Annotated in this window: 25 protein-coding genes; 15 read left to right on the forward strand and 10 right to left on the reverse strand. The window is 70.1% G+C overall.

Features of this window, described 5'->3' with window-relative positions; genetic code table 11:
- The first annotated feature begins 38 nt into the window (after positions 1–38).
- A complete protein-coding gene (locus IPL89_03725; GenBank protein MBK9062292.1) occupies positions 39–1,193 on the forward strand; it encodes a sensor domain-containing diguanylate cyclase in 1,155 nt (384 codons plus the stop codon).
- A gap of 69 nt (positions 1,194–1,262) precedes the next feature.
- The gene (locus IPL89_03730; GenBank protein ID MBK9062293.1) at positions 1,263–2,624 is read left to right on the forward strand and encodes an L-lysine 6-transaminase; all 1,362 of its coding nucleotides are present in this window, start codon (positions 1,263–1,265) and stop codon (positions 2,622–2,624) included.
- 20 nt (positions 2,625–2,644) lie between these two features.
- On the opposite strand, the gene IPL89_03735 is transcribed toward IPL89_03730, so the two are convergent.
- Entirely contained in the window at positions 2,645–2,968 is a 324-nt protein-coding gene (locus IPL89_03735) for a hypothetical protein (protein ID MBK9062294.1), read from the reverse strand.
- Between IPL89_03735 and IPL89_03740 the strand changes: the two genes are divergently transcribed.
- From IPL89_03740 to IPL89_03750, 3 genes are all read left to right on the forward strand, one after another.
- A complete protein-coding gene (locus IPL89_03740) occupies positions 2,963–3,277 on the forward strand; it encodes a transglycosylase domain-containing protein (GenBank protein ID MBK9062295.1) in 315 nt (104 codons plus the stop codon). The two genes, IPL89_03735 and IPL89_03740, sit on opposite strands and share 6 nt — an antisense overlap.
- Entirely contained in the window at positions 3,274–4,113 is an 840-nt protein-coding gene (locus tag IPL89_03745; GenBank protein MBK9062296.1) for an Ig-like domain-containing protein, read from the forward strand. The genes IPL89_03740 and IPL89_03745 overlap by 4 nt, the downstream gene beginning before the upstream one ends.
- Before the next feature lie 71 nt (positions 4,114–4,184).
- Complete coding sequence (locus IPL89_03750) at positions 4,185–5,603, forward strand: glycogen synthase (protein MBK9062297.1); 1,419 nt, start codon at positions 4,185–4,187, stop codon at positions 5,601–5,603.
- 1 nt (position 5,604) lies between these two features.
- Here the strand turns inward: IPL89_03750 and IPL89_03755 are convergent, their stop codons facing one another.
- Genes IPL89_03755 through IPL89_03765 form a run of 3 tightly spaced genes read right to left on the reverse strand, consistent with a single transcriptional unit; the run spans position 5,605 to position 7,873 of the window.
- Positions 5,605–6,249 carry a hypothetical protein gene (locus IPL89_03755; protein MBK9062298.1) on the reverse strand — a complete coding sequence of 215 codons (645 nt, stop codon included), beginning with the start codon at positions 6,247–6,249 and terminating at the stop codon, positions 5,605–5,607.
- Entirely contained in the window at positions 6,246–7,064 is an 819-nt protein-coding gene (locus tag IPL89_03760) for a hypothetical protein (protein MBK9062299.1), read from the reverse strand. The genes IPL89_03755 and IPL89_03760 overlap by 4 nt, the downstream gene beginning before the upstream one ends.
- Positions 7,061–7,873 (reverse strand): inositol monophosphatase, encoded by an 813-nt coding sequence (locus IPL89_03765; protein MBK9062300.1) that lies wholly within the window; start codon positions 7,871–7,873, stop codon positions 7,061–7,063. The genes IPL89_03760 and IPL89_03765 overlap by 4 nt, the downstream gene beginning before the upstream one ends.
- 33 nt (positions 7,874–7,906) lie before the next feature.
- Between IPL89_03765 and IPL89_03770 the strand changes: the two genes are divergently transcribed.
- Positions 7,907–8,863, forward strand: coding sequence for a hypothetical protein (locus IPL89_03770; GenBank protein ID MBK9062301.1), 957 nt, complete (start codon positions 7,907–7,909; stop codon positions 8,861–8,863).
- A 9-nt stretch (positions 8,864–8,872) separates the two neighbouring features.
- Here IPL89_03770 and IPL89_03775 read toward each other — a convergent pair whose 3' ends face one another.
- The 5 genes from IPL89_03775 to IPL89_03795 are packed head-to-tail and all read right to left on the reverse strand — an operon-like array spanning position 8,873 to position 13,875.
- A complete protein-coding gene (locus IPL89_03775) occupies positions 8,873–9,322 on the reverse strand; it encodes a histidine kinase (protein MBK9062302.1) in 450 nt (149 codons plus the stop codon).
- On the reverse strand, positions 9,319–10,626 hold the full coding sequence (locus IPL89_03780; protein ID MBK9062303.1) for a dihydroorotase: 1,308 nt from the start codon (positions 10,624–10,626) through the stop codon (positions 9,319–9,321). Before IPL89_03780 ends, IPL89_03775 begins: the two co-directional genes overlap by 4 nt.
- A complete protein-coding gene (locus tag IPL89_03785; protein ID MBK9062304.1) occupies positions 10,623–11,597 on the reverse strand; it encodes an aspartate carbamoyltransferase catalytic subunit in 975 nt (324 codons plus the stop codon). The genes IPL89_03780 and IPL89_03785 overlap by 4 nt, the downstream gene beginning before the upstream one ends.
- Positions 11,598–11,610: 13 nt before the next feature.
- Positions 11,611–12,249 carry a bifunctional pyr operon transcriptional regulator/uracil phosphoribosyltransferase PyrR gene (gene pyrR / locus IPL89_03790; protein MBK9062305.1) on the reverse strand — a complete coding sequence of 213 codons (639 nt, stop codon included), beginning with the start codon at positions 12,247–12,249 and terminating at the stop codon, positions 11,611–11,613.
- Positions 12,250–12,294: 45 nt separating this feature from the next.
- Entirely contained in the window at positions 12,295–13,875 is a 1,581-nt protein-coding gene (locus IPL89_03795; protein ID MBK9062306.1) for a hypothetical protein, read from the reverse strand.
- Positions 13,876–13,900: 25 nt separating this feature from the next.
- On the opposite strand from IPL89_03795, the gene queA reads away from it, so the two are divergent.
- The 4 genes from queA (at position 13,901) to IPL89_03815 (ending at position 18,869) form a co-directional block, all read left to right on the forward strand.
- A complete protein-coding gene (gene queA, locus IPL89_03800) occupies positions 13,901–14,959 on the forward strand; it encodes a tRNA preQ1(34) S-adenosylmethionine ribosyltransferase-isomerase QueA (GenBank protein MBK9062307.1) in 1,059 nt (352 codons plus the stop codon).
- Between the two features lie 35 nt (positions 14,960–14,994).
- The gene (locus IPL89_03805; protein MBK9062308.1) at positions 14,995–16,857 is read left to right on the forward strand and encodes a KUP/HAK/KT family potassium transporter; all 1,863 of its coding nucleotides are present in this window, start codon (positions 14,995–14,997) and stop codon (positions 16,855–16,857) included.
- Between the two features lie 31 nt (positions 16,858–16,888).
- Entirely contained in the window at positions 16,889–18,112 is a 1,224-nt protein-coding gene (locus IPL89_03810; GenBank protein MBK9062309.1) for an aminopeptidase P family protein, read from the forward strand.
- Positions 18,113–18,176: 64 nt separating this feature from the next.
- Positions 18,177–18,869: a cytidylate kinase-like family protein gene (locus IPL89_03815; GenBank protein ID MBK9062310.1), complete on the forward strand. Its 693-nt coding sequence runs from the start codon at positions 18,177–18,179 to the stop codon at positions 18,867–18,869.
- Positions 18,870–18,911: 42 nt separating this feature from the next.
- Here IPL89_03815 and glnA read toward each other — a convergent pair whose 3' ends face one another.
- Positions 18,912–20,252 carry a type I glutamate--ammonia ligase gene (gene glnA, locus IPL89_03820; GenBank protein MBK9062311.1) on the reverse strand — a complete coding sequence of 447 codons (1,341 nt, stop codon included), beginning with the start codon at positions 20,250–20,252 and terminating at the stop codon, positions 18,912–18,914.
- Positions 20,253–20,528: 276 nt separating this feature from the next.
- On the opposite strand from glnA, the gene IPL89_03825 reads away from it, so the two are divergent.
- The 5 genes from IPL89_03825 to IPL89_03845 are packed head-to-tail and all read left to right on the forward strand — an operon-like array spanning position 20,529 to position 24,409.
- A complete protein-coding gene (locus IPL89_03825; GenBank protein MBK9062312.1) occupies positions 20,529–21,155 on the forward strand; it encodes an HDIG domain-containing protein in 627 nt (208 codons plus the stop codon).
- Positions 21,152–22,039 (forward strand): DNA-3-methyladenine glycosylase 2 family protein, encoded by an 888-nt coding sequence (locus IPL89_03830; GenBank protein ID MBK9062313.1) that lies wholly within the window; start codon positions 21,152–21,154, stop codon positions 22,037–22,039. Before IPL89_03825 ends, IPL89_03830 begins: the two co-directional genes overlap by 4 nt.
- 59 nt (positions 22,040–22,098) lie before the next feature.
- Positions 22,099–22,548, forward strand: coding sequence for a methylated-DNA--[protein]-cysteine S-methyltransferase (locus IPL89_03835; protein ID MBK9062314.1), 450 nt, complete (start codon positions 22,099–22,101; stop codon positions 22,546–22,548).
- A 31-nt stretch (positions 22,549–22,579) separates the two neighbouring features.
- Positions 22,580–23,929 carry an amidohydrolase family protein gene (locus IPL89_03840; GenBank protein ID MBK9062315.1) on the forward strand — a complete coding sequence of 450 codons (1,350 nt, stop codon included), beginning with the start codon at positions 22,580–22,582 and terminating at the stop codon, positions 23,927–23,929.
- Positions 23,930–23,941: 12 nt separating this feature from the next.
- Positions 23,942–24,409: a universal stress protein gene (locus IPL89_03845; protein MBK9062316.1), complete on the forward strand. Its 468-nt coding sequence runs from the start codon at positions 23,942–23,944 to the stop codon at positions 24,407–24,409.
- The last annotated feature ends 1 nt before the right edge of the window (position 24,410 follow it).

The raw sequence follows: 24,410 nt of genomic DNA on the forward strand, positions 1-24,410 counted from the left end.
GCGGCACGGCGCCCGCTGGGCGTAAAATCACCGGAATCTTGAGCCGAAACGCGCGGGTCATCTCCCCGAAGCTGCTGACGCGCTACATGGAGCGGCACCGTCTCCTCGACGAGACGAGCGGGACGCCGCCCGAGCGGTTCCTCGTCACGCTCGTCAACCGGGCCATGGAGTTCGTGCCGTCCGAGACGTGTGCGCTCCTGCTGGACGACCCCGTCTCGAAGGAGGATGACCGCTCGCGCAACGAGCTCACGATCATCGTTCTCGCGGGAGAGGGGAAGGACGGCGTCGCGGGCCGGAAGGTGCGGCCGGTCGACGGAATCGCGGGCTTCGTGTACGCCCGCGGCGAGCGCACGTGCGTGAACGAGGTCGGGGGCGCGTACGCGTTTTCCCGCGAGACGGACGGACTCCTCTCACGGGACATCCTGAACGTCCTCGCCGTGCCCGTCGTGATCGAGAACCACGTCTGCGGCTCTCTCATCCTCCTGAACCGGCAGGGCGAGCCCGCGTTCACGCCGCGCGACGAGCGCCTCATGGAGCTCTTCGGCGACACGCTCTCGCTCGCGCTCCAGAACCTGCTCGACGAGCGCCGCGCGCGCGAGGTCGCGCGCCGCGACTCCCTCACGTCGCTCTACAACGACCGCTACTTCCACCGGAAGCTCCAGCGCGAGATCGACCGGCTCGCGGAAGCGAAGGAGGGCAACCTGGCCCTCCTCTTCCTCGACTGCGACCACCTCAAGCGGGTCAACGACCTGCACGGCCACCTCGCGGGCAGCCAGGTCCTGCGGGAGGTTTCGTTCATCCTGCAGAGGACGCTCGCGGACACGGTATCGCTCGCCTGCCGCTACGGCGGCGACGAGTTCACGGTCATCCTGCTCGAGGCGACGCGCCAGAAGGCGATGGAGATCGCCGAGTCGGTCCGCAAGGCGATCAACGACTGGGTCTTCCTTCCGATGTCGATCGGACCCGGCGAGCCCGCGCTGAACCTCAAGAACGTGATCTCGATGTCGATCGGCGTCGCGACGTGGCAGGAGAACGTGAACCCCGCGCTCTCCGCCCCCGAGCAGAAGAACGAGCTCCTGAAGCTCGCGGACGCGGCCCTCTACATGGCCAAGACCCGCGGCAAGAACTGCGTCGTCGGCGCGGGCGACAACGAGCCCGGCGAGGACTCGCTGGCCGTCATCCTCAAGACCTGATCTCAGGGCGATAACCCGAGCCCGGCCAACGGGTTAATGGGTCGCGCGACGGCGGGTTATCATGCCTTCATGGCTCCTCACGCCTCTCCTCGCCTGATCTCGAAACTCGACCCGAAGCAGGTTCTCGACTCCCTGTCGAGCCACATGCTCGTGGACGGGTACCACGTCGTCATGGACCTCAAGCGGTCGCACGGCAACTTCATGTACGACTCGCTCCACGACGTGGAGGTCCTGGACTTCTACTCGCACTTCGCGACGTGCCCGATCGGCTACGCGCACCCGAAGGTGATGGCTCCGGAGTTCCTGGAAGAGCTCGCATGGGCCGCCGTCACGAAGCCGGCGAACAGCGACATCTACACCGAGCACATGGCGCTCTTCGTGGAGACGTTCGCGCGCCTCTCGGTTCCGAAGACGCACGCGAAGCACATGTTCTTCGTCGAGGGCGGCGCCCTCGCCAACGAGAACGCGCTCAAGGCCTCCTTCGACTGGAAGGTGCGCCGGAACTTTCGAAAGGGCCACCGGCGCGAGGTGGGGGCGAAGGTCCTCCACTTCGAGCAGGCCTTCCACGGCCGCTCGGGCTACACGCTCTCCCTCACGAACACGTCCGACCCGCGGAAGACGATGTACTTCCCGAAGTTCGACTGGCCGCGCGTCGTGAACCCGAAGCTGACGTTCCCGCTCACGCCCGAATCGCTCGCCCAGACGGCCGCCGTCGAGGAGCTCGCGATCCGCCAGATCCACCAGGCTCTCGCGGAGAACCCGGACGACGTCGCGGCGCTCATCATGGAGCCGATCCAGGGCGAAGGCGGCGACAACCACTTCCGCCCGGAGTTCCTCAAGCGCCTCCGGACGATCTGCGACGAGAACGACATGCTGTTCATCCTCGACGAGGTGCAGACGGGCATGGGCCTCACGGGGTCCATGTGGGCCTTCCAGGGGCTCGGCGTCGAGCCGGACATGTTCACGTTCGGCAAGAAGACGCAGGTCTGCGGCTTCGCCTCGAACGACCGGATCATGGAAGAGCCCGAGAACGTCTTCAACGTCTCCTCGCGGATCAACTCGACGTGGGGCGGAAACCTCGTCGACATGGTGCGCTGCCGCAAGTTCCTCGAGATCATGGTCGAGGAGAACCTCGTCGAGAACGCGAAGACGACGGGCGAGTTCCTGCTCGGCAAGCTCGGCGAGCTCGCCGCCGAGTTCCCCGGGAAGATGACGAACATCCGCGGGCGCGGGCTCTTCATCGCGTTCGACCTGCCGGACGGCAAGACGCGCGGCGACGTCCTCGCGTGCTGGCTCAAGAAGCACAACGTCATGGCCCTCACCTCCGGCGACCGGGCGATCCGCCTGCGTCCGCCGCTCACGCTGACGAAGGACGAGGCGGCACTCGGCGTCCAGCGCCTGCGCGCGGCGCTGACCGAGATCGTCGGCTGAAAATCTCCCCTCTTCACCTTCTAAGAAATCTCTCTCTTCTCCTCGTCTTTTTCTTCCTCCTCGTCTTCGTCCCTCTTCCTCAAATAATTCTTCTCCGCTGGCGGGACCCGTCGACGACCGCTTTCATCCGCGCGCGCCAGGAGCGCCTGCGCGCGGCGGGCAAGAGCGACGCGATCGACCGGCGGCCCGTCCCGCTCTCGCAGGTCTCCCCCGCCCTCGTCGAGGCCGTCATCGCCTCCGAGGACGCGCGGTTCTGGGACCACCACGGGATCGACTGGAACGCCGTCGCGGAGGCACGGGAGTACAACCGCCGGCACGCGCAAGACCGGCGGCCGCGCGTGCACGGCGCCTCGACGATCACGCAGCAGCTCGCGAAGAACCTCTGGCTGTCGGGCCAGCGGACCTGGTGGCGCAAGGCCCGCGAAGCCTCGATCGCGCTCGCCCTCGACGCCTGCGTGCCGAAGAAACGGATCCTCGAGGTCTACCTGTCGGCCATCGAGTGGGGCGAGCGCACGTGGGGTTGCGAGGCGGCCGCGCGCGCCCTCTTTCACGTGCCCGCTTCGCGGCTGAACGCCGGGCAGGCCGCGGCCATGGCCGCCATGATTCCGTCCCCCGTCCGGCGTGGCGTCCATCCGCTAGAATCGCCCCAATGAACGCAAGACACGTCGTGGCGCTGCGCGGCGCCGCCGTCGCGCTCGGCGTGGCTCTCGCCCTCGGCTGCAAGGCGAAGCCCGCGGAGATCCGCGTCACCCCGGCGAAGCTCACCTTCTACGGGTCAGGCCGCACCCAGACGATCAAGTTCGAGGTCGTCGACAAGAAGGGCAGGCCCCTCCCCGGCGTTCCCGTGGCCTGGACGAGCGACAAGCCCAAGATCGCCAGCGTCGACGGGAACGGCCTCGTGCGCTCGCTCGCCCCTGGCCGCGCGACCCTGTCCGCGATGGCGCAGACCGCAACGGGCAGCGCCTCCGTGGAGGTCGTGGACGTCGCTTCGATGAGCGTGTCCCCGAGCCGCATGACGCTCGTCGGCCCGGCCGGCACGAAGATGGCGCTCGCGGTCGAGATCAAGGACGCCAAGGGGAACGCCGCGAACCTCAAGCCGAAATGGATGTCCGGCGACACGAAGGTCGCGACCGTCGACGCGAACGGAGTCGTGACGTCCGCCGGCGAGGGCCGGACGACGATCATCGCGAGCCTCGGGAACGACCAGAGCTCCGCGTCGGACGTCCGCGTGCTGCACCGTGAGATCGGGACGTTCGAGATCAGCCCCCTCACGCTGATCATCAAGATCGGCGAGACCCAGCACATCAACGCGACCGTCCGGGACGCGAGCGGGATGGCGATCGAGGACGCGGCTCTCGCGTGGACGAGCTCGGAGCCGAAGATCGCCTCCGTCTCGAACGGCGCGGTCATCGGGCTCGCGCGGGGCACCGCGGTCATCACCGTCGCGACGTCCTCCCGGACGCTGACGGCCACCGCCATCGTGAACTGAGGCCTCGCCTGAGAATCACGCACCTCGCCGCCGAGTGCGTCCCGTTCGCGAAGACCGGCGGGCTCGGCGACGTGGTGGGCGCCCTCCCGAAGGCTCTCGCGTCCGGCGGGAACGACGTCGACGTGTTTCTCCCGTTTCACCTCGAGGCGGCCGAGTGGTACCGCAAGCGGCGCACGTGGCCCGAGGAAGCGATGCCGTCCTTCGACGTCTCGATCCTCGGCCTGCCGTACCGCGTCGGCCTCCTGTGGGACCTCCTGCCCGGGACGACCGTGCCGATCTACTTCGTCGCGCACGACCCGCTCTTCCACCGCCGGCAGATCTACGCACCGAACGAGCGCGGGCAGGACGACGGTTTGTGGCGCTTCTCGCTCTTCGTCCGCGCGTCGATCGAGGCGCTGAAGCGGCTCGGACGCAAGCCCCGGATCCTGCACGTGCACGACTGGCACCCCGCACTCGGCGCGATGCTCGCGGCATGGAGCAACTGGCGGGACCGCTGGTTCGACGACGTGGCTTCCGTCCTCACGATCCACAACCTCGGTTACCAGGGCGTTTACGGACGCGGCGACTTCCCGGCGCTCGGCCTGCCGTCCGCCGCCTGGTCGGGCGGCGGCGTGGAGTTCGGCGGGAACGTCAACCTCCTGAAGGGCGCGATCGTCGCGGCCGACATGATCACGGCGGTCTCCCCGACGTACGCCGACGAGATCCGCACTCCCCAGGGCGGCTTCGGTCTCGACGCGATCCTCAGGGCGCGGGGCGAGCGCGTCGTCGGCATCCTGAACGGGATCGACCGCGGGATCTGGAACCCCGCGACGGACGGCGCTCTCGCGGCGCGCTACTCGCCCTACGATCTCTCCGGCAAGGCCTCCTGCCGCGCCGACCTCTGCCGCCTCGCGGGCTTCGACCCGTCCGATGCCGGGTTCCTGGTCGGCGCAATCGGCCGGCTCACGGACCAGAAGGGCTTCGACCTCCTCCTCGAATCGGCCCCCGAGCTCGTGCGGCGGGGCGTGAGGATCGTGATGCTCGGCTCGGGCGAGCCCGCCTACGAGGGCTCCATGCGGCTCCTCGAGGCGCGCCACCCCGGACACTTCAAGGCGTTCGTCGGGTACGACGAGGCTCTCTCCCACAAGATCGAGGCCGGCTCCGACGCGTTCGTGATGCCGTCGCGGTTCGAGCCGTGCGGCCTCTCCCAGATGTACTCGCTCGCGTACGGGACGCCGCCGATCGTACGGCGGACCGGCGGCCTCGCGGATTCCGTCGTCCCGTACGACGGCTTCAACCTCGACCGGGCGACGGGGTTCGCGTTCGACGCGCCCGCGCCGCACGCGCTCGCGGCCGAGATCCTCCACGCACAGCACGTCTTCTTCCAGCCCGACCGCTGGCGGCGGATCGTCGACAACGGGATGGCGCAGGACTTCTCGTGGGACCGCTCCGCGGAGCGCTACGAGGCGGTCTACCGCCGGGCGTGCGAGGTCCGCGGCCTGCCCTGGTAGGTCAGCGCGAGACGGCCGCGCGCGCGGCCGCGGCGAGCTCGTCGGCCTCGGGGCCGCCTTCCGTCCACGGGGCGCGCTTGCGGTACGGCGGCGAGGGATGCGGCGCCTGCTTTCGCGCGGCGAGGAGCGCGACGATGGGCGATTCCTCGGGCCCGTAGCTCGATCCGTTCTCGAGTCCCTGCTTCAGGAGGCCGTATTCCGAAACGGCCGCGAGGAGATCGGGATCGGCCTCGTCCGCGAGGCGCGTGAGGTTGCAGCGCACCGTCTTGCGCGATAGGTCGACGTCGAAGTACTTGAACGACGACGCGGGCGACGTGGCCGTGACTCGCCCGCCCGGCGAGGGGCTCGCGAAGCGCAGGGGGGGACGGCCTCCGAGGGCGATCTCGTGGAGCGACGCCTGCCCGCCCACCGCCTCGAGCGTCAGGACGAGATCGCTCGGGAGGAGTCCGCGCACGACCCACGCTGTGCGGCGGACGCCCTCGGCCTTCAATTCGGACTTCGCGACATCGCAGACGCGGTTGCCGCGGGCGTCGACGATGCGCTCGAGCGTCACCTTCGGCGGCTCCTGCGCCCGCGTTGCGGTGGGCGAGAGGAAGAGAAGAAAGAAGATCTTCTTAGAAAGGAAGAGGGAGTCGCCGGTCTTCATCGGATCGGGTTTTCCGGCACGATCGCGGGAAATGGCGGGAGGTCCAGCGGTAAGTGCGCGAGGCCGCGCCACGCCGCGAGGTCGCCCGAAGGCTCCGGGTCTTGAGTGAGGACGACGGTGCGCTGGGCGACCGGCGGGACGTCGTCCCGAAACGCGACGGTTACGGAGAAGATCGCGTTGCGCGCGTTCAGACCAAACGTGTCCTTCGGGAGAGACGGAGCGCCGTCTGGTGCAACCTTGAGCAGGTTCACGAGGTCGTGATGCTCGTTCGCGTCGAATGTCGCCGCCGTGATCTCTCTAAGGCTCGTCCGAACCGTGCGGCTAGAAAGATCCGTAAGGATGAAGTCGAGACTCCCGCCCGGCGCGCGCACCTTCTGGCGCGATCCCCCGCAGGGATCCTCCGCCGCCGCGTCCGAATCTTCGAAGCCGCCCGACGACCACATCTCGAACACCGCGTGGGCCGATGCGACCCGGTGAAAGGGCCTGTCCTCCTCCAGGTGATTCTCGTCCACGAATCCAAAGGCCGATTCCACGACATACCTCGCACCCCCCGGCATCGTCATGAGGAGGAGATTCCGGTACGGCCAGGCGTTACGCGCCTTTCCTGAGAACGCTTCGAAGCGGACCACCACCCAGCGCGCTCGGAAGAGGGGCGGAGAATCGGGCGCCGCCGCCTTCTCTCGCGCGACGAAGCTCGCGTCCCCCTGCAGGTACGCCTTGCCGCGGAAGGCGTCGAACCAGTCGGGCGACTGGGCCTCCGCGCGCATCGCGGCCGAGACGGTCCAGAACACGAGCAGGATCCCCCGCGCCTTCATAGATCCCTCTCTTCGACTCCCATCTCCTTCATCGCCGCGACGAGCGCCGCGTGGACGCCCGGCGAGCCCGCAAGGATGTTTCCGCGCGTCCGCCACGTGTCCCCGCCGTCGAAGTCCGACATGCGGCCGCCGGCCTCCGTCACGACGAGCGCGCCCGCCGCCGAATCCCACGGCGAGAGGCCGAACTCGAAGAAGCCGTCGAAGATGCCGGCCCCGACGTACGCGAGGTCGAGCGCCGCGCTCCCGGCGCGGCGCATGGAGCGCACCTTGAGGAACAGCTCGCGGAAGATCGAGAGGTAGCGATCGATCTTGTGCGCCTGCCGGAACGGGAAGCCCGTCGCGAGCGCCGCGCTGCGCAGGTCCGGCCGCGGCGGCACCCGCAGCCGGTGGCCGTTGCGGAACGCACCGGAGCCGAGCTCCGCCGTGAAGAGGTCGTCCTTGACGGGGTCCCAGACGACACCGGCCTCGATCTCGCCGAGGAGGCCGCCGCGCGTCCGCGCGATGGACACGGCCCAGTGCGGGAATCCCCGCACGAAGTTCGCGGTGCCGTCGAGGGGATCCACGATCCAGGACGGCGCGGTCTCGTCCACGCCCGAGAGGCCCGTCTCCTCCCCGAGGAAGCGGTCGGAGGGAAATGCGCCGAGTACGGCGCGCCGGATGACGGCCTCGCTCTCCTTGTCCGCGATCGACACCACGTCGTTCGCGGCCTTCTCTTCTACGGAGGCGGGGTCGAGCCGGCCGAAGTGCCCGACGAGCACCTCACCGGCCTCGCGGGCGGCCGCAATCGCGACGTCGAGGGAGCTCTTCATGCGGGGGGGCGGCGCACCTAGAATGATGTTCTCATGCTCGCCGCACTCCTCTTCGCCGCCGCCGCCTCGACCGTAACCGCGTCTCCCACGCCCGCTCCCGAGTCGCACTTCGCCTACGACCCTAAGGCTCCGCTCGACGCGGTGACGACGGGCGTCGAGACGCGCGGCGACGTCGTCATCCAGGACCTCACCTACGCGAGTCCGAAAGGCGGGCGCGTCCCGGCGTACCTCGTCGTGCCCGCGGGGAAGGGCCCTTTCGCCGCGGTTCTGTGGGGGCACTGGTACTGGGAGAACTCGCCGATGAAGAGCCGGAAGCAGTTCCTCGACGAGGCCGTCGTCCTCGCGCGCTCCGGCGTCGTCTCGCTCCTCACGGACGGGCCCGTCGCGCGGACTGGCTACGTCGCGGGCACGACCTTCTCCGAGAAGCGGTACGACGACCTCGTCCAGCAGGTCGTCGACATGCGCCGCGGGGCCGATCTCCTTCTCGCGCGCCCCGAGGTCGACGCGCGCCGGCTCGCGTACGTCGGCCACAGCTATAACGCGACGGTCGGTGCGATCCTCTCGGGCGTCGATCGGCGCTTCAAGGCATTCGTCCTCATGGCGGGCGCACTGTCGGACCAGGTCGACCTCCGGTCGCCCGAGTACCGGACGGCCCGCGAGAAGTCCGGGCCGATCCGCTTCGACGCGTTCATGGCGGACCACGCGTGGGCGGACCCCGGCCCGAACGTCGCGAAGGCCGCCCCGGCAAAGGTCTTTCTGCAGTACGCGACACAGGAGGACTTCCTGACGCCCGCGCGCGCGAAGGAGTACGCCGCGAACGTGAGCGAGCCGAAGGCGCTCAAGCTCTACGACGCGCCGCACGCGCTGAACGCCGAGGCGCGCCGCGACCGCCTCGCGTTCCTGTCGGAAGTTCTCGCCGTGAAGCCGCCCGATCCGGCGGCCGTCGCCGCCGTCCCCGACCTCGTTCAGCCCCCGCCGCCGCCGCGCTGACGGGCCGCGTCAGTGCCGCTTGACGATCGAGTCGAGGATCATCAGGAACGCGTTCTGCTGGTTCGGTTCGTGCTTGTTGATCACGGCGAGGCAGCAGCCGTCCGGGAAGAGCTGATGGAGCTCGTTCGCGTCGCGCGTCGAGAGGATGACCATGCGGCGCGGCGCGACGCCGCGCTCCTTCGCGAGCTCGAACATCTTCCGCCCGCCGAAGAGCGGCAGCTCGAGGTCGACCATGAGGAGTGAGACGTCCGGCCCGATGACCTCGAGCGCCTTGAGCGGGTCCTGGTACATCTCGACCGTAATCGCCGGGCCGTAGCGCGTGAGGAGGAGCGTGCGCCAGACCTCTGCGAAGAGCGCTTCGTGCTCGACGATGATGATCCGCTTGGGCTTGCCCACCGCGACCGGAATCTCCGAAGAGACCGGCTTGAGGTACGCCCCGGAGTCCTCGCGCGAGCTCATCGTGCCGGCCCGGAGCCGCGCGCGTAAACCTCGCGGCCGGCGACCCACGTCTTTTCGACGCGTCCCTTGAGCGTGCGCGCGATCCATGGCGAGTTCTTCGACCGGCTCTGGAAGCCGTCGGGCGTCACCGGCGTCGACTTCGTCGTCGAGAAGAGCACGACGTCGGCCGGGGCGCCCTCGGCGAGCGTCCCGTACGGGAGGGCGAAGGCCCGCGCCGGAGCTGTCGAGAGCACCTCGACGAGGCGCAGGAGCGTGATCGCGCGCGGCGCGAGGAGCCCGTCCACGAGCGCGGGCAGCGCCGTCTCGAGACCGGTCACGCCGAACGGGGCGTCGGCGAACTCGACGTTCTTCTCGTCCTCGTGGTGGGGCGCGTGGTCCGTCGCGACGCAGTCGATCGTCCCCTCGACGAGCGCGGCCACGAGGGCCGCCCGGTCGGCCTCGGAGCGCAGCGGCGGGTTCATCTTGAAGCGCGTGTCGTAGCCCGAGCGCGCGACGTCCTCGTCGGTGAGAAGAAGGTGGTGCGGCGTGACCTCGCACGTGACGGGAACGCCGAGCCTGCGGGCCGCGCGGATCGCCTCGAGGCTCTCGCGTGTCGAAACGTGCGCGATGTGAAGCCGGGCGCCCGTGAGCGCCGCGAGCTGGACGTCGCGAGCGACCATTGCGCTCTCGCCCACGTTGGGCCACCCCGCGAGGCCGAGGCGCGTCGAGGCCCAGCCCTCGTTCATGACGCCGGCGCCCACGATCGAGGGATCCTCCTCGTGGACGACGACCGGCAGAGAGAACATCGAGGCGTACTCGAGGGCGCGGCGCATGAGGTTGCCGTTCGCGATCGGCTTGCCGTCGTCGGAGATCGCGACGATTCCCTCCGCCTTCATCGAGCCGATCTCGGAGAGCTCGACGCCTTTGAGGCCCTTCGAGACGGCGCCGATCGGGAACACGCGGACGACGCCGGTCTCCCGGGCGCGCCGCACGATGAACGCGACGGTCGGCGCGTCGTCCGGGACGGGGTCCGTGTTCGCCATCGCGCACACGGTCGTGAATCCGCCCGCGGCCGCGGCGCGCGTGCCGCTCGCGATCGTCTCCTTGTATTCGAAGCCGGGCTCCCGGAGGTGCGTGTGCAGGTCCACGAACCCCGGGGCGACGACGAAGCCGGCGGCCTCGACGACCTCGGCGCCCTTGGCGGCGATCTTCTCGTCCACCTTCGCGATCACGCCGTCCTTCAGGAGGACGTCGAGCGTCTGGTCGAGGTTGCGCGAGGGGTCGACGACGCGCCCGCCCCGGAGAAGGACCGCTTCGCCGCTCATTCGTCGTCTCCGCTCGCGCCGATCAGGAGGTAGAGCACGGCCATACGCACGGCGACGCCGTTCTCGACCTGCTCGAGGATCACGGAGTCGGGGCCGTCCGCGACGGCCGAGTCGATCTCCACGCCGCGGTTCATGGGGCCGGGGTGCATCACGATGGCGTCCTTCTTCGCGAGCTTCCGGCGCTCCGGGGTCAGGCCGAACTGCTCGTAGTATTCGCGATCCGAGGGAAATCCGAGGCCGCCGCCGCGCTCCTTCTGGACGCGCAGGATCATCACCACGTCGGCCCCCTCGATCGCCTCCTCGATCCGGGTTGCGATCCGGGCGCCCGTCCGCTCGATCTCGGCCGGAAGCAGCGTGCGCGGCCCGCAGAGCGTCACGCCCGCGCCCATCTTCGTGAGGAGCGAGACGTTCGAGCGCGCGACGCGGCTGTTCGCGACGTCGCCGCAGATCGCCACGCGCAGGCCCGCGAGCGTGCCCTTCGCGCGGCGGATCGTGAAGGCGTCGAGAAGCGCCTGCGTGGGGTGCTCGTGCGTCCCGTCGCCGGCGTTCACGACGGCGCACGGGAGGTTCCGGGCGAGGAGGTGCGGCGCGCCGGAACGCGAGTGCCGGATCACGATCGCGTCGGGAGCCATCGCCATGAGGTTTCGTCCCGTATCGAGGAGCGTCTCGCCCTTGGCGACGGACGTCCCGACCGCCGAGAGCGCAATCGAGTCGGCCGAAAGGCGTCGCTCGGCGATCTCGAAGGAGAACCTCGTCCGGGTGGAGTTCTCGAAGAAGAGGTTCGCGACGAGCTTGCCGCGCAGCGTCGGGACCTTTTTGATCGCGCGCTGGTTGATCTCGCGCATGGATTCGGCGGTGTCGAGGACGAGGCGGATGTCGTCCTCGGTGATCCCGTCGATGTCGAGGAGGTCCTTCTTCGAAAGCGCGCGACGGGGTGTGGCGGGGACGGGGGAATCGGGACGCTTCGTCACGCCGCCCGGGCTCCTACTTCTTCCTCGGTCGCCGGCGGGCCGACGGAGTCTTCGCGGGCGCCGCTTTCGGGGAGGCTTTCGGCAGCGGCTTCGCGGCCTCGCGGTCGAGGAGCCACACGTCGTCCTCCCCGTCCGTCTCCCTGAACGTCACGGAGACGATCTCGGTCGCGGAGGTCGCGATCCGCTTGCCGACGTACTGGGCCTCGATCGGCAGCTCACGGCGGCCCCGGTCCATGAGGACCGCCAGGAGAATCTTGCGCGGGCGCCCGAAATCCAGGATCGCGTCCATGGCGGCCCGCACCGTCCGCCCGGTGAAGAGCACGTCGTCGCACAGGATCACGTTCCGCCCCTCGACCTTGAACGGGATCTCGGTCTTCTTGAGGACCGGCGAGGACGCGACGGTCGTCAGATCGTCGCGGTAGAGGGTGATGTCGAGCAGACCGACCGGGATCTTCACGCCCTCGGTGCGCTCGATCTCGGAGGCGAGGCGCTTCGCGAGCGGGACGCCGCGCGTCCGGATTCCGATGAGGACGAAGCCCTCGGTGCCCCCTTCGGCCTCGACGACCTCGTGCGACATGCGCGAAATCGCCCGCGCCATCCCGACGGCGTCGAGCAGGCGAACTTTGCGGTAGGTCCCCGCGGCCTCTCCCATGGGCGGGCGGACACTACCAACGCGTCCACTCCGCGTCAACGGCGCTCAGAACGGCCACGGTGCGGGCGGGAGCGCGAGTTCGCGCTCGCGGCGCGCCAGGAGACGCGGCTGCGGCGCGCCGGTCGCCACGATCGCCTCCTCGAGCGCACCACGGCGGCCGAAGTAGACGTCCGCGACGTACGCGCGCTGGAGAACGAGGGAGGGAGAAAGAGGCCAGAGACGAGGCGCCACCAGAGCCGCCACAGCCGCGATCGTCACGCCGGCACAAAACGCAGCGGCGCGTTTCCTCGAATGAAGGGAGAAGAGGGCCGCCGCAGCCGCGAGGACGAGGAGAAGGGGCGCAACGAACGCCACCCCGCGCACCGCCGGGACGAGGTGAAAGAGGTTCGGCACCCCGAGCCCCTTTCCATAGAAATCCCCTCCGAACGTTCCTCCCCAGGGGAGAGCGAAGCCTGGAGGGACGAACGGAAACGCCAGCGTCGTTCCGGCGCACGCGAGGACCGACGCGCCCGCGAGGCCCGCCTCCAGCGGGCCGCCCTCACGGAATGCGAGCGGGAAGACGAGAAACGGCAGCGCCGCGACGAGGTAGCGCGGCCCGACCGTGAAGCCGCCGTGCCAGTTCGGGTAGCCCGCGTAGAGAACGAGGAGCGAGAGCGGAACGAGGGCGAGCGCCAGACCGCCCTCCCGAGAGACGCGGCCGCGCGCGGCCGGGAACGCCCAGGGCCACAGAACGAGGAGCGGAACGAAGACGAGGAGCCCTTTCGACGGATCGAGGAGGAGCCGGAGGAGCACGGAGGGCGACGGCAGACCGATGCCGAACAGGCCCGAGGCGGCGAGACCCCGGAAAACCGTCGCGCGCTCGAAGCCGGACGAGAGCGCGAACGGACTGCCGAAGCACACCGCGTCGTAGGCGGCGAGGATCAGGGCCGGGGGCGCTCCACCGGCCGCAATCGCGAGGAGGCGCCTCGGCGACACCGCCGCTGCGCACAGGACGAGGACCGCCGCCGGGATCGCCGCCGGGTACTCCGAAAGAACGGCGAGGCCGAGGAGCGCGCCTCCCAGGACGTCGCGGCGCCCAGGCGAGCCGGAGCCCGTCACGAAGAAAGCCGCCCACGCCCCGAAGAGGCACGCCGCGACCAGCGCGTGGGAGAAGAAGAGCAGGCCGTACGCAAAGAGCGGCGTCGCGAAGACGAGGACCGCCGCGGCGAAGCGGGCCCGGGCCGGCGTCGCGCCGAGGCGCACGGCCGCACCCGCAAGAACCAGTGCGAGAAGGATCGCGGGCAGCGTGGCCGCCACGAGCCGCATGAGCGTCAGCGAGAGCCGCAGGGATCCCGCCGAAGGCGGGCCCGCGAACGGGCGTGCCGCGAGGTATCCCGGCAGCGCGACGAGCGCGGCACCGGGCGCCTTGTTCGAGTAGACGCGGCCGTCCTTCTCCGACACGTCCTCGAAAGCCGGGCCGAGGAGCGGGAGGACGCCGGAGACTTCGGGCGTCCGGTGCTCGACGAGAGAGGCCGCGAAGGCCCAGCGCGACATCTCGTTCGGCGACAGGAAGTGCGGGAAAACGGGAATGACGAGGACGGCGAGCAGGGCGTAGAGAAGAACGGGCGCGCTCGCTCGATTCCGCACGCGAAAGTGTACCCTCGGCGGCGCCGTGGACGTCGCCGAATTCGACTTCGAGCTCCCGCCCGAGGCCATCGCCCAGCGCCCTGCCCCACGCGGCACCGCTCGCCTCATGACGCTCGACCGGGCGTCGGGCGCGTTCGCCCACGGGTCGGTCGCGGATCTCCCGGGCCTGCTCGGCGCCGGCGACGTCCTCGTCCTCAACGACACGAAGGTCATCCCCGCGCGGATCTTTGGCACCGACGAGAAAGGGCGAAGGACGGAGTTCCTGCTCGTCCAGAGAGAAGATTCTTCGAGTGGTCCCGAGCTTTGGCGCTGTCTCGCGAAGCCGGGGAGGCGGGTGAAGGCCGGGAGGAAGTTTTCCTTCGAAGGTGATTGGACGGCGGAGCTGGAATCCCGGAGCGTCGAAGGCGGCCTTTACACGCTGCGGTTCACGAAGCACGGGAGCAAAGAAGATCTCCTTCTTTCCCTGCAGTCGATCGGCTCCGCTCCCCTGCCGCCGTACATCCACCGCCCGAACGGCGTCGCCGACGCGCAGGACCGTCTCGACTACCAGACCGTCTTCGCGCGCGAGCCCGGCGCGATCGCGGCGCCGACGGCGGGCCTGCATTTCACGGAGTCCATGCTCGCCGAGACCGCTGCGCGCGGCGTGACGATCGCCCGCGTGACGCTCCACGTCGGGCTCGGGACGTTCAAGCCCGTGAAGTCCGACCGCGTGGAGGATCACCGGATGGACTTCGAGCGGGCCTTCATTCCGGAGGACACCGCCGCCGCCGTGAACCGCGCGAAGGACGAGGGCCGGCGCGTCGTCGCGGTCGGCACGACGAGCGTCCGGACGCTCGAGGCCTCGGCCCGCCTCCACCGGGGGCGCGTCGCGCCCGGCGCGTTCGAGACGGACCTCTTCCTCGTGCCGGGCGCGGAGTTCCGCGTCGTCGACGCGCTCCTCACGAACTTCCACCTCCCACGCTCCACGCTCCTGATGCTCCTCTCCGCCTTCGCGGGGCGGGAGCGCGTGCTCGCCGCGTATCGGGAGGCGGTCCGGGCCGGCTACCGCTTCTTCAGCTACGGCGATGCTATGTTCGTCGCGTGACCGGATCGCAAAGCGGACCGCGCTCGCGCCTGGCGGTGCTGTCCCTCGGCGCGCTGGGCGTCGTGTACGGTGACATCGGCACGAGCCCGCTCTACGCGCTGCGTGAATCGCTGAGCCCCGCCGAGCACGGCCTCGCCTTGAACCCGGAGAACGTCCTCGGCGTCCTTTCGCTCATCGTCTGGTCGCTCGTCCTTCTCGTGGCGGTCAAGTACGTCGTAATCGTTCTCAGGGCCGACAACGAAGGAGAGGGCGGCATCCTCGCCCTCATGACGCTCGTCAGCCGCTGTCTCCAGAAGGACGATCCGCGCCGGCGCGTGGTCATCGTGCTCGGCCTCTTCGGCGCGGCCCTTCTGTACGGCGACGGTCTCATCACGCCGGCCATCTCGGTCCTCTCGGCCGCCGAGGGCCTGAAGGCGCGCAGCCCGGCGCTCGCTCCCCTCGTCGTGCCGTTCGCCGTCGCCGTCCTCGTCGTCCTTTTCTCGGTCCAGAGGAAGGGAACGGGCCGGATCGGGACGTTCTTCGGCCCCGTCATGCTCGTGTGGTTCGGGACGCTCGCGGTCCTCGGCGTGCGCGAGATCCTGCGGGCGCCCGGCGTCCTGCTCGCCGTCGACCCCTCGCACGCGGTTCGTTTCTTCGCGCACAACGGGATGAAGGGGTTCCTCGTCCTCGGATCGGTCGTCCTCGTCGTGACGGGCGGCGAAGCCGTCTACGCCGACATGGGGCATTTCGGTGCGCGGCCGATCCGCATCGCATGGTTCACGCTCGTTCTGCCCGCGCTTCTCCTCAACTACTTCGGCCAGGGCGCGCTCCTCCTGCGCGAGCCGGCCGCCCTCGAGAACCCGCTCTTCGCGATGGTTCCGCCGTGGGCGATTCTCCCGATGGTCGCGCTCGCGACGGCCGCGACGACAATCGCGTCCCAGGCGCTCATCTCCGGCGTCTTCTCTCTCACGCACCAGGCCGTCCAGCTCCGCTTCCTCCCCCGCCTGCAGGTTCTCCACACGTCGGCGACCGAACGCGGGCAGATCTACCTCCCCGCGATGAATTCGGCGCTGCTCGTGGGCTGCGTCTTCTTCGTCGTCTCCTTCGGCTCGTCGAGCCGGCTCGCGGGCGCTTACGGCGTGGCCGTCACCGCCACCATGCTGCTCACGACGCTCCTCTTCACCGTGCTTCTCGCGGCGGGCTGGCACGTGGCGCGCTGGAAGGTCGTCCTCTTCGCCGCCGTCTTCCTCGCGGCGGAAGGGGCGTTCTTCGGCGCGAACCTCGCGAAGCTGTGGCACGGAGGCTGGATCCCGCTTCTTCTCGGCGCGGGGATCTACGCGCTCATGGCGACGTGGAAACAGGGCCAGCGCGTCCTCGTCGAGGCGCTGCGCAGGACGTCCTCGGCGTTCGCGAGGCCCGTGGAGGAGCACATCCTGGACGTCCGGCGCAACAAGCCGCCGCGCCTCGGCCACCCCGCGGTTTACATGGAGCGATTCCACGACCTCGTGCCGCCGGCTCTGTACCTGAACTGGCAGCACAACCGCGCACTGCACGATCCGGTCATCCTTCTCACGGTCGAGACCGCCGACGTCCCGCGCGTCCCACCGTCGGAACGACGGCATGTCACGGATCTCGGCGAGGGCTTCTTCCGGGTCGTGCTGAGGTGGGGCTTCATGGAGGACCCCGACGTGCCCGAAGGCCTGAAAGGGCTCGTCCTCGCCGGAAGGCCTCTCGACCCGGACACGATCAGCTACGTACTCGGGAAGGACTCGATCATCTCGACGGAGCGCGAGAGCGGGATGGCGCGCTGGCGCGAGCGCCTCTTCTCGTGGATGCGCCGCAACGAGGCCCGCGCGGCCGCGTTCTACCGGATCCCGCCCGCGCGGGCGATCGAGTTCGGGATCCAGGTCGAGATCTGAGGCCGCCTGCGGATCGGCTAGTCTCCCGCCGATGAGTCGCGCCTTCTCCCGCCGCCGCTTCCTCGCCTCCGGCTCCGCGTTCGCGGCTGCGCCCCTCCTCCCGGCCTTCGCGGACGGCCCGGCGCCGGCGCCTGCGGGTGCGGCCGCTCCGCCGCTCCCGCCCGAGTTTCCCCGCGAGACGTACCGCGAAAGGCAGGAGCGCGCGCTCGCCGCCGCGAAGTCCGCCGGCCTCGATGCGCTCGTCGCCGTGCCGTCGACGAGCATGGCCTGGCTCTGCGGCACCGATCCCGGGCGCAGCGAGCGGCTCATGGCGCTCGTCCTCCGCCCGAAGGTCCCGTCCGCGTTCGTGACCCCGTTCTTCGAGGACGAGCGCGTCCGCCGCGATGCGGTCGTCGACCGGACGGCCGTCTGGCAGGAGCACGAAGACCCGATCAAGCTGCTCGCGACGCTCCTGTCCGGCGCGAGGCGCATCGGCGTCGAGGGGACGACCGACTTCCACACGGCCTCGCGGCTGCGCGACGCGACGGGCGCGCGCCTCGTGGACGCTGCGGGGCTCTTCGACGGCCTGCGCGCCGTCAAGTCCGATGCCGAGACGGCGATCCTGAAGGACGCCGCCTCGCGCATGGTCGCCGCGATTGCGGCCACGCACGCGCGGCTCGCGGCGGGCATGACGGAGCGCGGGGTCGGCGAGATCCTGTCCGGCGAGCTGCGCCGCCTCGGCGTGCGGGGCGGTGCGCTCGTACAGTTCGGCGCATCCGCCGCGCTGCCCCACGGCGGACCCGGCGACGCGCGCCTCGCAAAGGGCGACGTCGTCCTGATCGACGGCGGCTGCCGCGTCCGCGGGTACACCTCCGACATCACGCGGACTGTCGCCTTCGGCTCCGCGTCGGACGAGGTGCGGAAGGTCTACGCGGCGGTCGACGCCGCCCAGCGCGCGGCGTTCGCCGCGTTCCGCGCGGGGGCAATCCCCGAAGACGTCGACCGCTCGGCCCGCAAGGTGATCGAGGACGCCGGCTACGGCGCGTTTTTCACGCATCGTCTCGGGCACGGCCTCGGGATGGACGGCCACGAGGCCCCGTATCTGGTGCAGGGCAACCGCGCTCCGCTCGTCGCGGGCAACGTCTGCACGCTCGAGCCCGGCGTCTACCTGCCCGGGAAGCTCGGCGTGAGGATCGAGGACGACGTCCTCGCGACGGCGGACGGGTGCCAGACGCTGTCCGTCCGGCCGCCCGAGCTCGTCGTCCTGCCCGCCTGACCGTCCTCACGGGGGATGCGCGGGCCCGGGCGGGGCCCTAGATTCGGGGCGAGGGAGGTCCGCCATGATTTCCCACCTTCCCGCCGCCGGACTCGCCGACCGCCAGGGCCATTTCCGGGAAGTCCGCCGCCTCTCGGAGCTCGAGACGCCCCGCCCTGCCGTGGCGGAGGGGCCGTGGATCGCGCTCTCGAGGGAGCTGGGCTCCGGGGGCGGCGACCTCGCCCGGCTCCTCGGCGAGGCGCTCGGCTGGCGCGTCTACGACCGCGAGATCCTCTCGGCCGTCGCCGAGGAGATGCACAACGACGCATTCGCCCTCGAGCGGTTCGACGAGAAGGGCGTCCGCGCGGTGGGCGAATACATCGTTCCGTTCATCCTGCAAGACGATCCAGGCCAGGCGTCCGTCCTCGTCGGGCTGCGGCACGTGATCCAGAGGATCGGCCGCGAAGGCAAGGCGGTCGTCGTCGGCCGTGGCGCAAACTTCGTCCTCAATCCGGCTGGCGGCCTGAGGGTCCGCGCCGTCGGCACGCCTGCCGAGCGCGCCGAAGCCCTCGCTCGGACGCAAGGCATCGCCGTATCCGAGGCACGCCGGCGCGTCGCGGAAAGCGACGCCGCGCAGCGCACGTTCGTGCGGCAGGCATTCCAGCGCGAGATCGAAGACCCCGCGGGTTACGACCTCGTCCTCAGCCCGCTGGCTCTCGGCCTGCCCGCGGCGGCGGCGGCCATCCTCGCGGCGGCCCGGACCAAGCTCGGGCTCTGAGGAAATCGGGGGGAACCGCGGCCGGTTCCCCCCGTTTCGTCGTCAGTACGCGAGCAGGTAGCGGTCCACTTCCCAGCCGTGGACCTGGGCGATGTACTGCTGCCACTCCGAGCGCTTGGCCTCGACGAACTTCTCGTAGATGTGCTCGCCGAGCGCGTTCTTGAGCAGGTCGTCCTTCTCGAGGCAGTCGAGCGCCTCGGCGAGGCTGCCCGGAAGGACGTCGATCTTGAGGCGCTTCTTCTCGCGCGCCGACATCTCGAAGATGTTCTGGTTCACGGGCTCGCCCGCCTCCAGCTTGTTCTTGACGCCGTCGAGGCCGGCCGCGAGCATGACCGTGAAGGCGAGGTACGGGTTGCACGCCGGGTCCGGCATGCGGACCTCGCAGCGCGTTCCCATCCCGCGCCGGGCGGGGATGCGGACCATCGGCGAGCGGTTGCGTTCGGACCAGGCCACGTTGACGGGAGCCTCGTAGCCGGGCACGAGGCGCTTGTAGGAGTTCACGAGCGGGTTCGTGATCGCGGCGATGGCGCGCGCGTGCTTGAGGATGCCGCCGATGTAGTTCATGGCGAGGCCGGAGAGCTGGTACTTCGCCTTCGGGTCGAAGAACGCGTTCTTCATGGACGCGCCCGAGCCCGTGATGAGCGACTGGTGGACGTGCATGCCCGACCCGTTGACGCCGAAGATCGGCTTCGGCATGAACGTCGCGTGGAGGCCGTGGTCGAGCGCCACCTTCTTCACGATGAGCTTGAACGTCGCCACCTGGTCGGCCGTCGTGACGGCGTCGCCGTACTTGAAGTCGATCTCGTGCTGGCCGGGGGCGACCTCGTGGTGCGCCGCCTCGACCTCGAATCCCATCGCCTCGAGCGCGACGACGATGTCGCGCCGTGCCTCCTCGCCGCGATCCACGGGCGTCAGGTCGAAGTAGCCGCCCTGGTCGTGCGTGTCGACGACGGGGTCGCCGTTCGCGTCGCGCGTGAACAGGAAGAACTCGGCCTCGGGGCCGGTCATGAGCGTGTAGCCCATGGCCTTGGCCTTCTCGACCTGGCGCTTGAGCGTCTGGCGCGGGCAGCCCGCGAACGCCTTGCCGTCGGGCGTGATGACGTCGCAGACGAGGCGCGCGACCTTCCCGTTCGGGTGCGACCACGGGAAGATGCGGAACGTGTCGAGGTCGGGCACGAGGCCCATGTCCGACTCCTCGATCCGCGTGAAGCCCTCGATCGAGGACCCGTCGAACTGGATCTCGCCCTCGAGGGCCTTCTCGAACTGCGAGCGCGGCACCTCGACGTTCTTGATGATTCCGAGGATGTCCGTGAACTGCAGACGCAGGAAACGGACGCCTTCCTTGTCGCAGATCTTCAGGATTTCGGCTGCCTTCAGTGCCATGTGGTTCCCCCTGTTTTCGTCTGATTTCGGCTCACGCCGCGCGGAGAATCCGTTCAATGCGCCAGAAAGTCAACCCAAAACGGGCACTTTGCACTCGTCTATGTGCATGAGACCGCTTATCCGATAAATCAGTCCGAATTTTCTTAGAAAGTGAAAGAGTCCCCGGCGCGCGGGCGGGCCGCCGACCGAAACATAGGTCCCGGCGCGCCGGGACGCCATTCACCTTCAGAGGAATCTCCCGGTCCCCCGTCTCCCTGTATCTCTAAACTCCCGCCCATGAAGACCCGCTCCGACGCTTGGACCCTCCTGACGGAATTCACCGCCTCGCAGCCCCTTCGCCGCCATGCGCTCGCGGTCGAGGCGACCATGCGCGCCCTCGCGCGCTCGAAAGGCGTCGCGGACCCCGCCGAGATCGAAACGTGGGGCCTCGTCGGAATGCTCCACGACTTCGATTACGAGAAGTTCCCGACGGAAGAGGACCACGTCTGGCGCGGCATGGAGATCCTCCGCGAGCGCGGCTGGCCCGAGCCGCTCATCAAGGCGATCGGCGGCCACGCTTTCTACACGAACATCCCGCGCGAGACGCCGATGGAGAAGGCGATCCTCGCCGCCGACGAGCTCACGGGCTTCTGCGGCGCCTGCGCGCTTATCCGCCCCAGCAAGAAGATCGCGGACGTCCCGGTCGAGTCGGTCCTCAAACGCCTGAAGGAGAAGTCCTTCGCGCGCTCCGTCGACCGCACGTACGTCACGCGCGGCGCCGAGGAGTGGGGGGCGCCGCTCCCGGACCTCGTCGCCCTCGTCCTCGCGGCGCAGGTCCCGATCGCCGACCGCCTCGGCCTCGGCGGCGCGCCCGCGGCGGACCTCCCGGACTCCCCCGCCCCGCCCGAGCCGTCCGCTCCGTGACCACTGCCATTCGCGTGTCTTCTCCGTTCGACGGAGAGGGGCTCATGGCCTTCTTCGCGGCGCGCTCGCTCGCGGGGGTGGAGAGAGTCGAAGAGAATTCCTATGAAAGGGCATTCACGCAGGCGGGGCGCGCCGGGACGCTGCAAGTCGCGCTCCGGCGCCGAGGACGGTCGCATTCACTTTCATTGGAATTCCCTCTTTGGGCGAAACCCGATGATCTGCAGTCGCGTGTTTCGCGCCTCTTCGACCTCTCCGCGAACCCCCGCGCGATCGCGCGAGTCCTCTCGCGCGACCCGCTCCTCGCGCCGCTCGTCGAGCGGCGGCCGGGGCTGCGCGTGCCGGGGGCGTGGGACCCGTTCGAGGTCGCCGTTCGCGCAGTCCTCGGCCAGCAGATCTCCGTCGCGGGCGCGCGCACTCTCGCGGGACGGCTCGTGGCGCTCTGCGGGCGCCCGTTGCCGAAGCGCCTCGCGCGCCCCGGGCTCACGCACGTCTTCCCGTCCCCCGCCGCCGTCGCCGAAGCGGACGTCGCGAGCGTCGGCCTTCCCCGCGCCCGCGCCGCGGCCTTGAAGGCCTTCGCCCGCGCCGTCGCAGACGGCTCGTTCACCCTCGCGGCGCCGAAAGGCCTCGAGGATTTCGAGGAGCGCCTCACGGCGCTGCCCGGGTTCGGGCCCTGGACGGCGCACGTCGTCGCGCTGCGGGCGTTCGGCGAGGGCGACGCGTTCCCCGAGGGCGACCTCGGCCTCGTCAAGGCGATGGAACGCGCCGGCGTGAAGAAGAGCCGGATCGCGGCCCGCGCCGAGCGCTGGCGCCCCTACCGCGCGTACGCGACCCTGCACCTGTGGGCGTCGCTCGCGGACAACACGGGGACGAAAGGGGGCGCGTGATTTCGGATTTTCTTCGAATGACAAAGATCCCGACGCCCGTTGGCGCGGTCGTCCTCGCAATGCGCGACGAGTCCCTCGTCGCACTCGTCTTCGAGGACCATTGGAAACCCACGAGGGGCGCCCTGGCCCGGAGGTTCGGGAGAATTACCTTCGAAGAATCTCCCCGCGGCGGCGCCTCGGCTGCCGCCTTGAGGCGTTACTTCGCCGGCGACCTCCGCGCTCTCGATTCCATAGAGGTCGACACCGGAGGCACGCCCTTCCAGCAGCTCGTGTGGACGGCCCTGCGCCGCATCCCCGCCGGGTCGACGTGGTCGTACGCCCGCCTCGCGCGAGAGATCGGCCGTCCGTCCGCGACGCGCGCGGTGGCGGCCGCGAACGGCGCGAATCCCGTCTCGATCGTCATCCCCTGCCACCGCGTCATCGGCTCGGACGGAAGCCTCACGGGGTACGGCGGCGGCCTCCCCCGCAAGCGGTGGCTGCTCGTCCACGAAGGGGCTCTGCTCGTTTGAAGGGTCCCCCGTTGGATAATGGCGGGCTGCCATGACGCCCCTCCTCGTCGAGAACGCCCTCGTGATCGGGATGACGCGCCCCGCGGACGTCGTCCGGGACGGCGCGCTCTTCATCGAGGACGGGGCCATCGCGGCGCGCGACGCCGAGGCCCAGACGCGCGCCCGCTCTTACGAGGCCGCGGGGCGGCCGGTCGAGAGGTTGAACGCGAAGGGAATGTGGGTCCTGCCCGGCTTCGTCCAGACGCACGTCCACCTCTGCCAGACGCTGCTGCGCAACGGTCCTGACGGCCTCCCGCTCCTCCCGTGGCTCTCGACGCACGTCTGGCCGGGCGAGGCCGCGCACGACGACGCGACGCTGGAGGTCTCGGCGCGCCTCGGCCTCGCCGAGCTCCTGTCGGGCGGGACGACGTCCGTCCTCGACATGGCGACGGCCTACCACACGGACGCGGTCTTCCGCGCCGCGGCGGCCTCGGGCGTGCGCGTCACGACCGGCAACGTCCTCATGGACGACCCCGGAACGAATCCTGCCGGCCTCTTCCGCGACACACGCGCGGCCCTCGCGGAGACCGAGCGACTCGCGAAGGCCTGGCACGGGGGGAACGGCGGCCGGCTGCGGGTCGCGTTCTGCCCGCGGTTCGCCGTCTCGTGCACGGACCGGCTCCTGCGCGAGGTCGGCGAGCGCGCGAAGGCGGAGGGCTTCCTCGTCCACACGCACGCCTCGGAGAACCTCGACGAGATCGCCCTCGTCGCGCAGCGCACGGGCCGGCGCAACGTCCGCTACCTCGACGACGCCGGCATTTCCGGCGCGCACGTCGTCCTCGCGCACGTCATCCACACCGACGCCGAGGAACGCACGCTCCTCGCGGCGCGCGGAACGACGGTCGCGCACTGCCCGTCTTCGAACCTCAAGCTCGGCTCCGGCATCTGCCCCGTGCCCGAGTACCGCGCGCAGGGCATCCGCGTCACGCTCGGCGCCGACGGCGCGCCCTGCAACGACCGGCTCGACGCCTTCACGGAGATGCGTCTGGCGGCCCTCCTGCCGAAGGTGCGGCTCGGGCCCGCGGCGCTCCCGGCGTGGGACGTCGTGCGGATGGCGACGGCCGAGGGCGCCGAGGCGCTCGGCCTGAACGCCGGAACGCTCGAGACGGGCCGCCGGGCCGACTTCGTGCTCCTCGACCCGCTCTCGGGCTTCGCCGGCCCCGTCTCGTGGCGCGAGGATCCCTACGGGCCTATCGTGTACAGCATGGACCGGTCCCACGTCGCCGCCACGTACGTCGACGGCGAGGCCCGGTACGTCCGCGGGGAGGCCTTCCCTCTGAAGCCCTCCTCCGCGGAGATCGACACCGCCGTCGCCGCGCTCAAGGCGCGCTGGCGGCCCTGAGGGAGGCACGCCATGGCCGGAAAGAAGTCCCCGCCCCTTCTCAAGACGATCGTCGTCGGCACGGACTTCTCCGTGTGCGCGGCGCGCGCCCTCTCGTTCGCGGTGTCGCTGGCGTCCTCGCAGGGCGCGAAGGTCCACGTCGTGCACGTCCTCGTCGAGCCCGTGCAGGCGTTCGACGTCGCCGGCGCCCTCCCTTACCTCGACGTCTCGACGCAGAAAGACTGGGAAGCCGCCACTGAGAAGCGTCTCGCCGCCGCCGTCGCCTCGGCCGAGAAGCGCGGCGTCGACGCCTCCAGCGAGTTTCTCTGGGGCCGGCCGTCCGACGCGATCATCGACTCCGCGAGGAGGGCGAAGGCCTCGCTCGTCGTCCTCGGAACGCACGGGCGCAACGCGTTCGAGAAGCTCCTGATCGGGTCGACGGCCGAGCGCGTCGTCCGCCTCTGCCCGGTTCCCGTCCTCACGGTGCGCGAAAAGCGCTAGG

This window comes from Acidobacteriota bacterium, assembly GCA_016716715.1.
GTDB lineage: Bacteria > Acidobacteriota > Thermoanaerobaculia > UBA5066 > UBA5066 > Fen-183.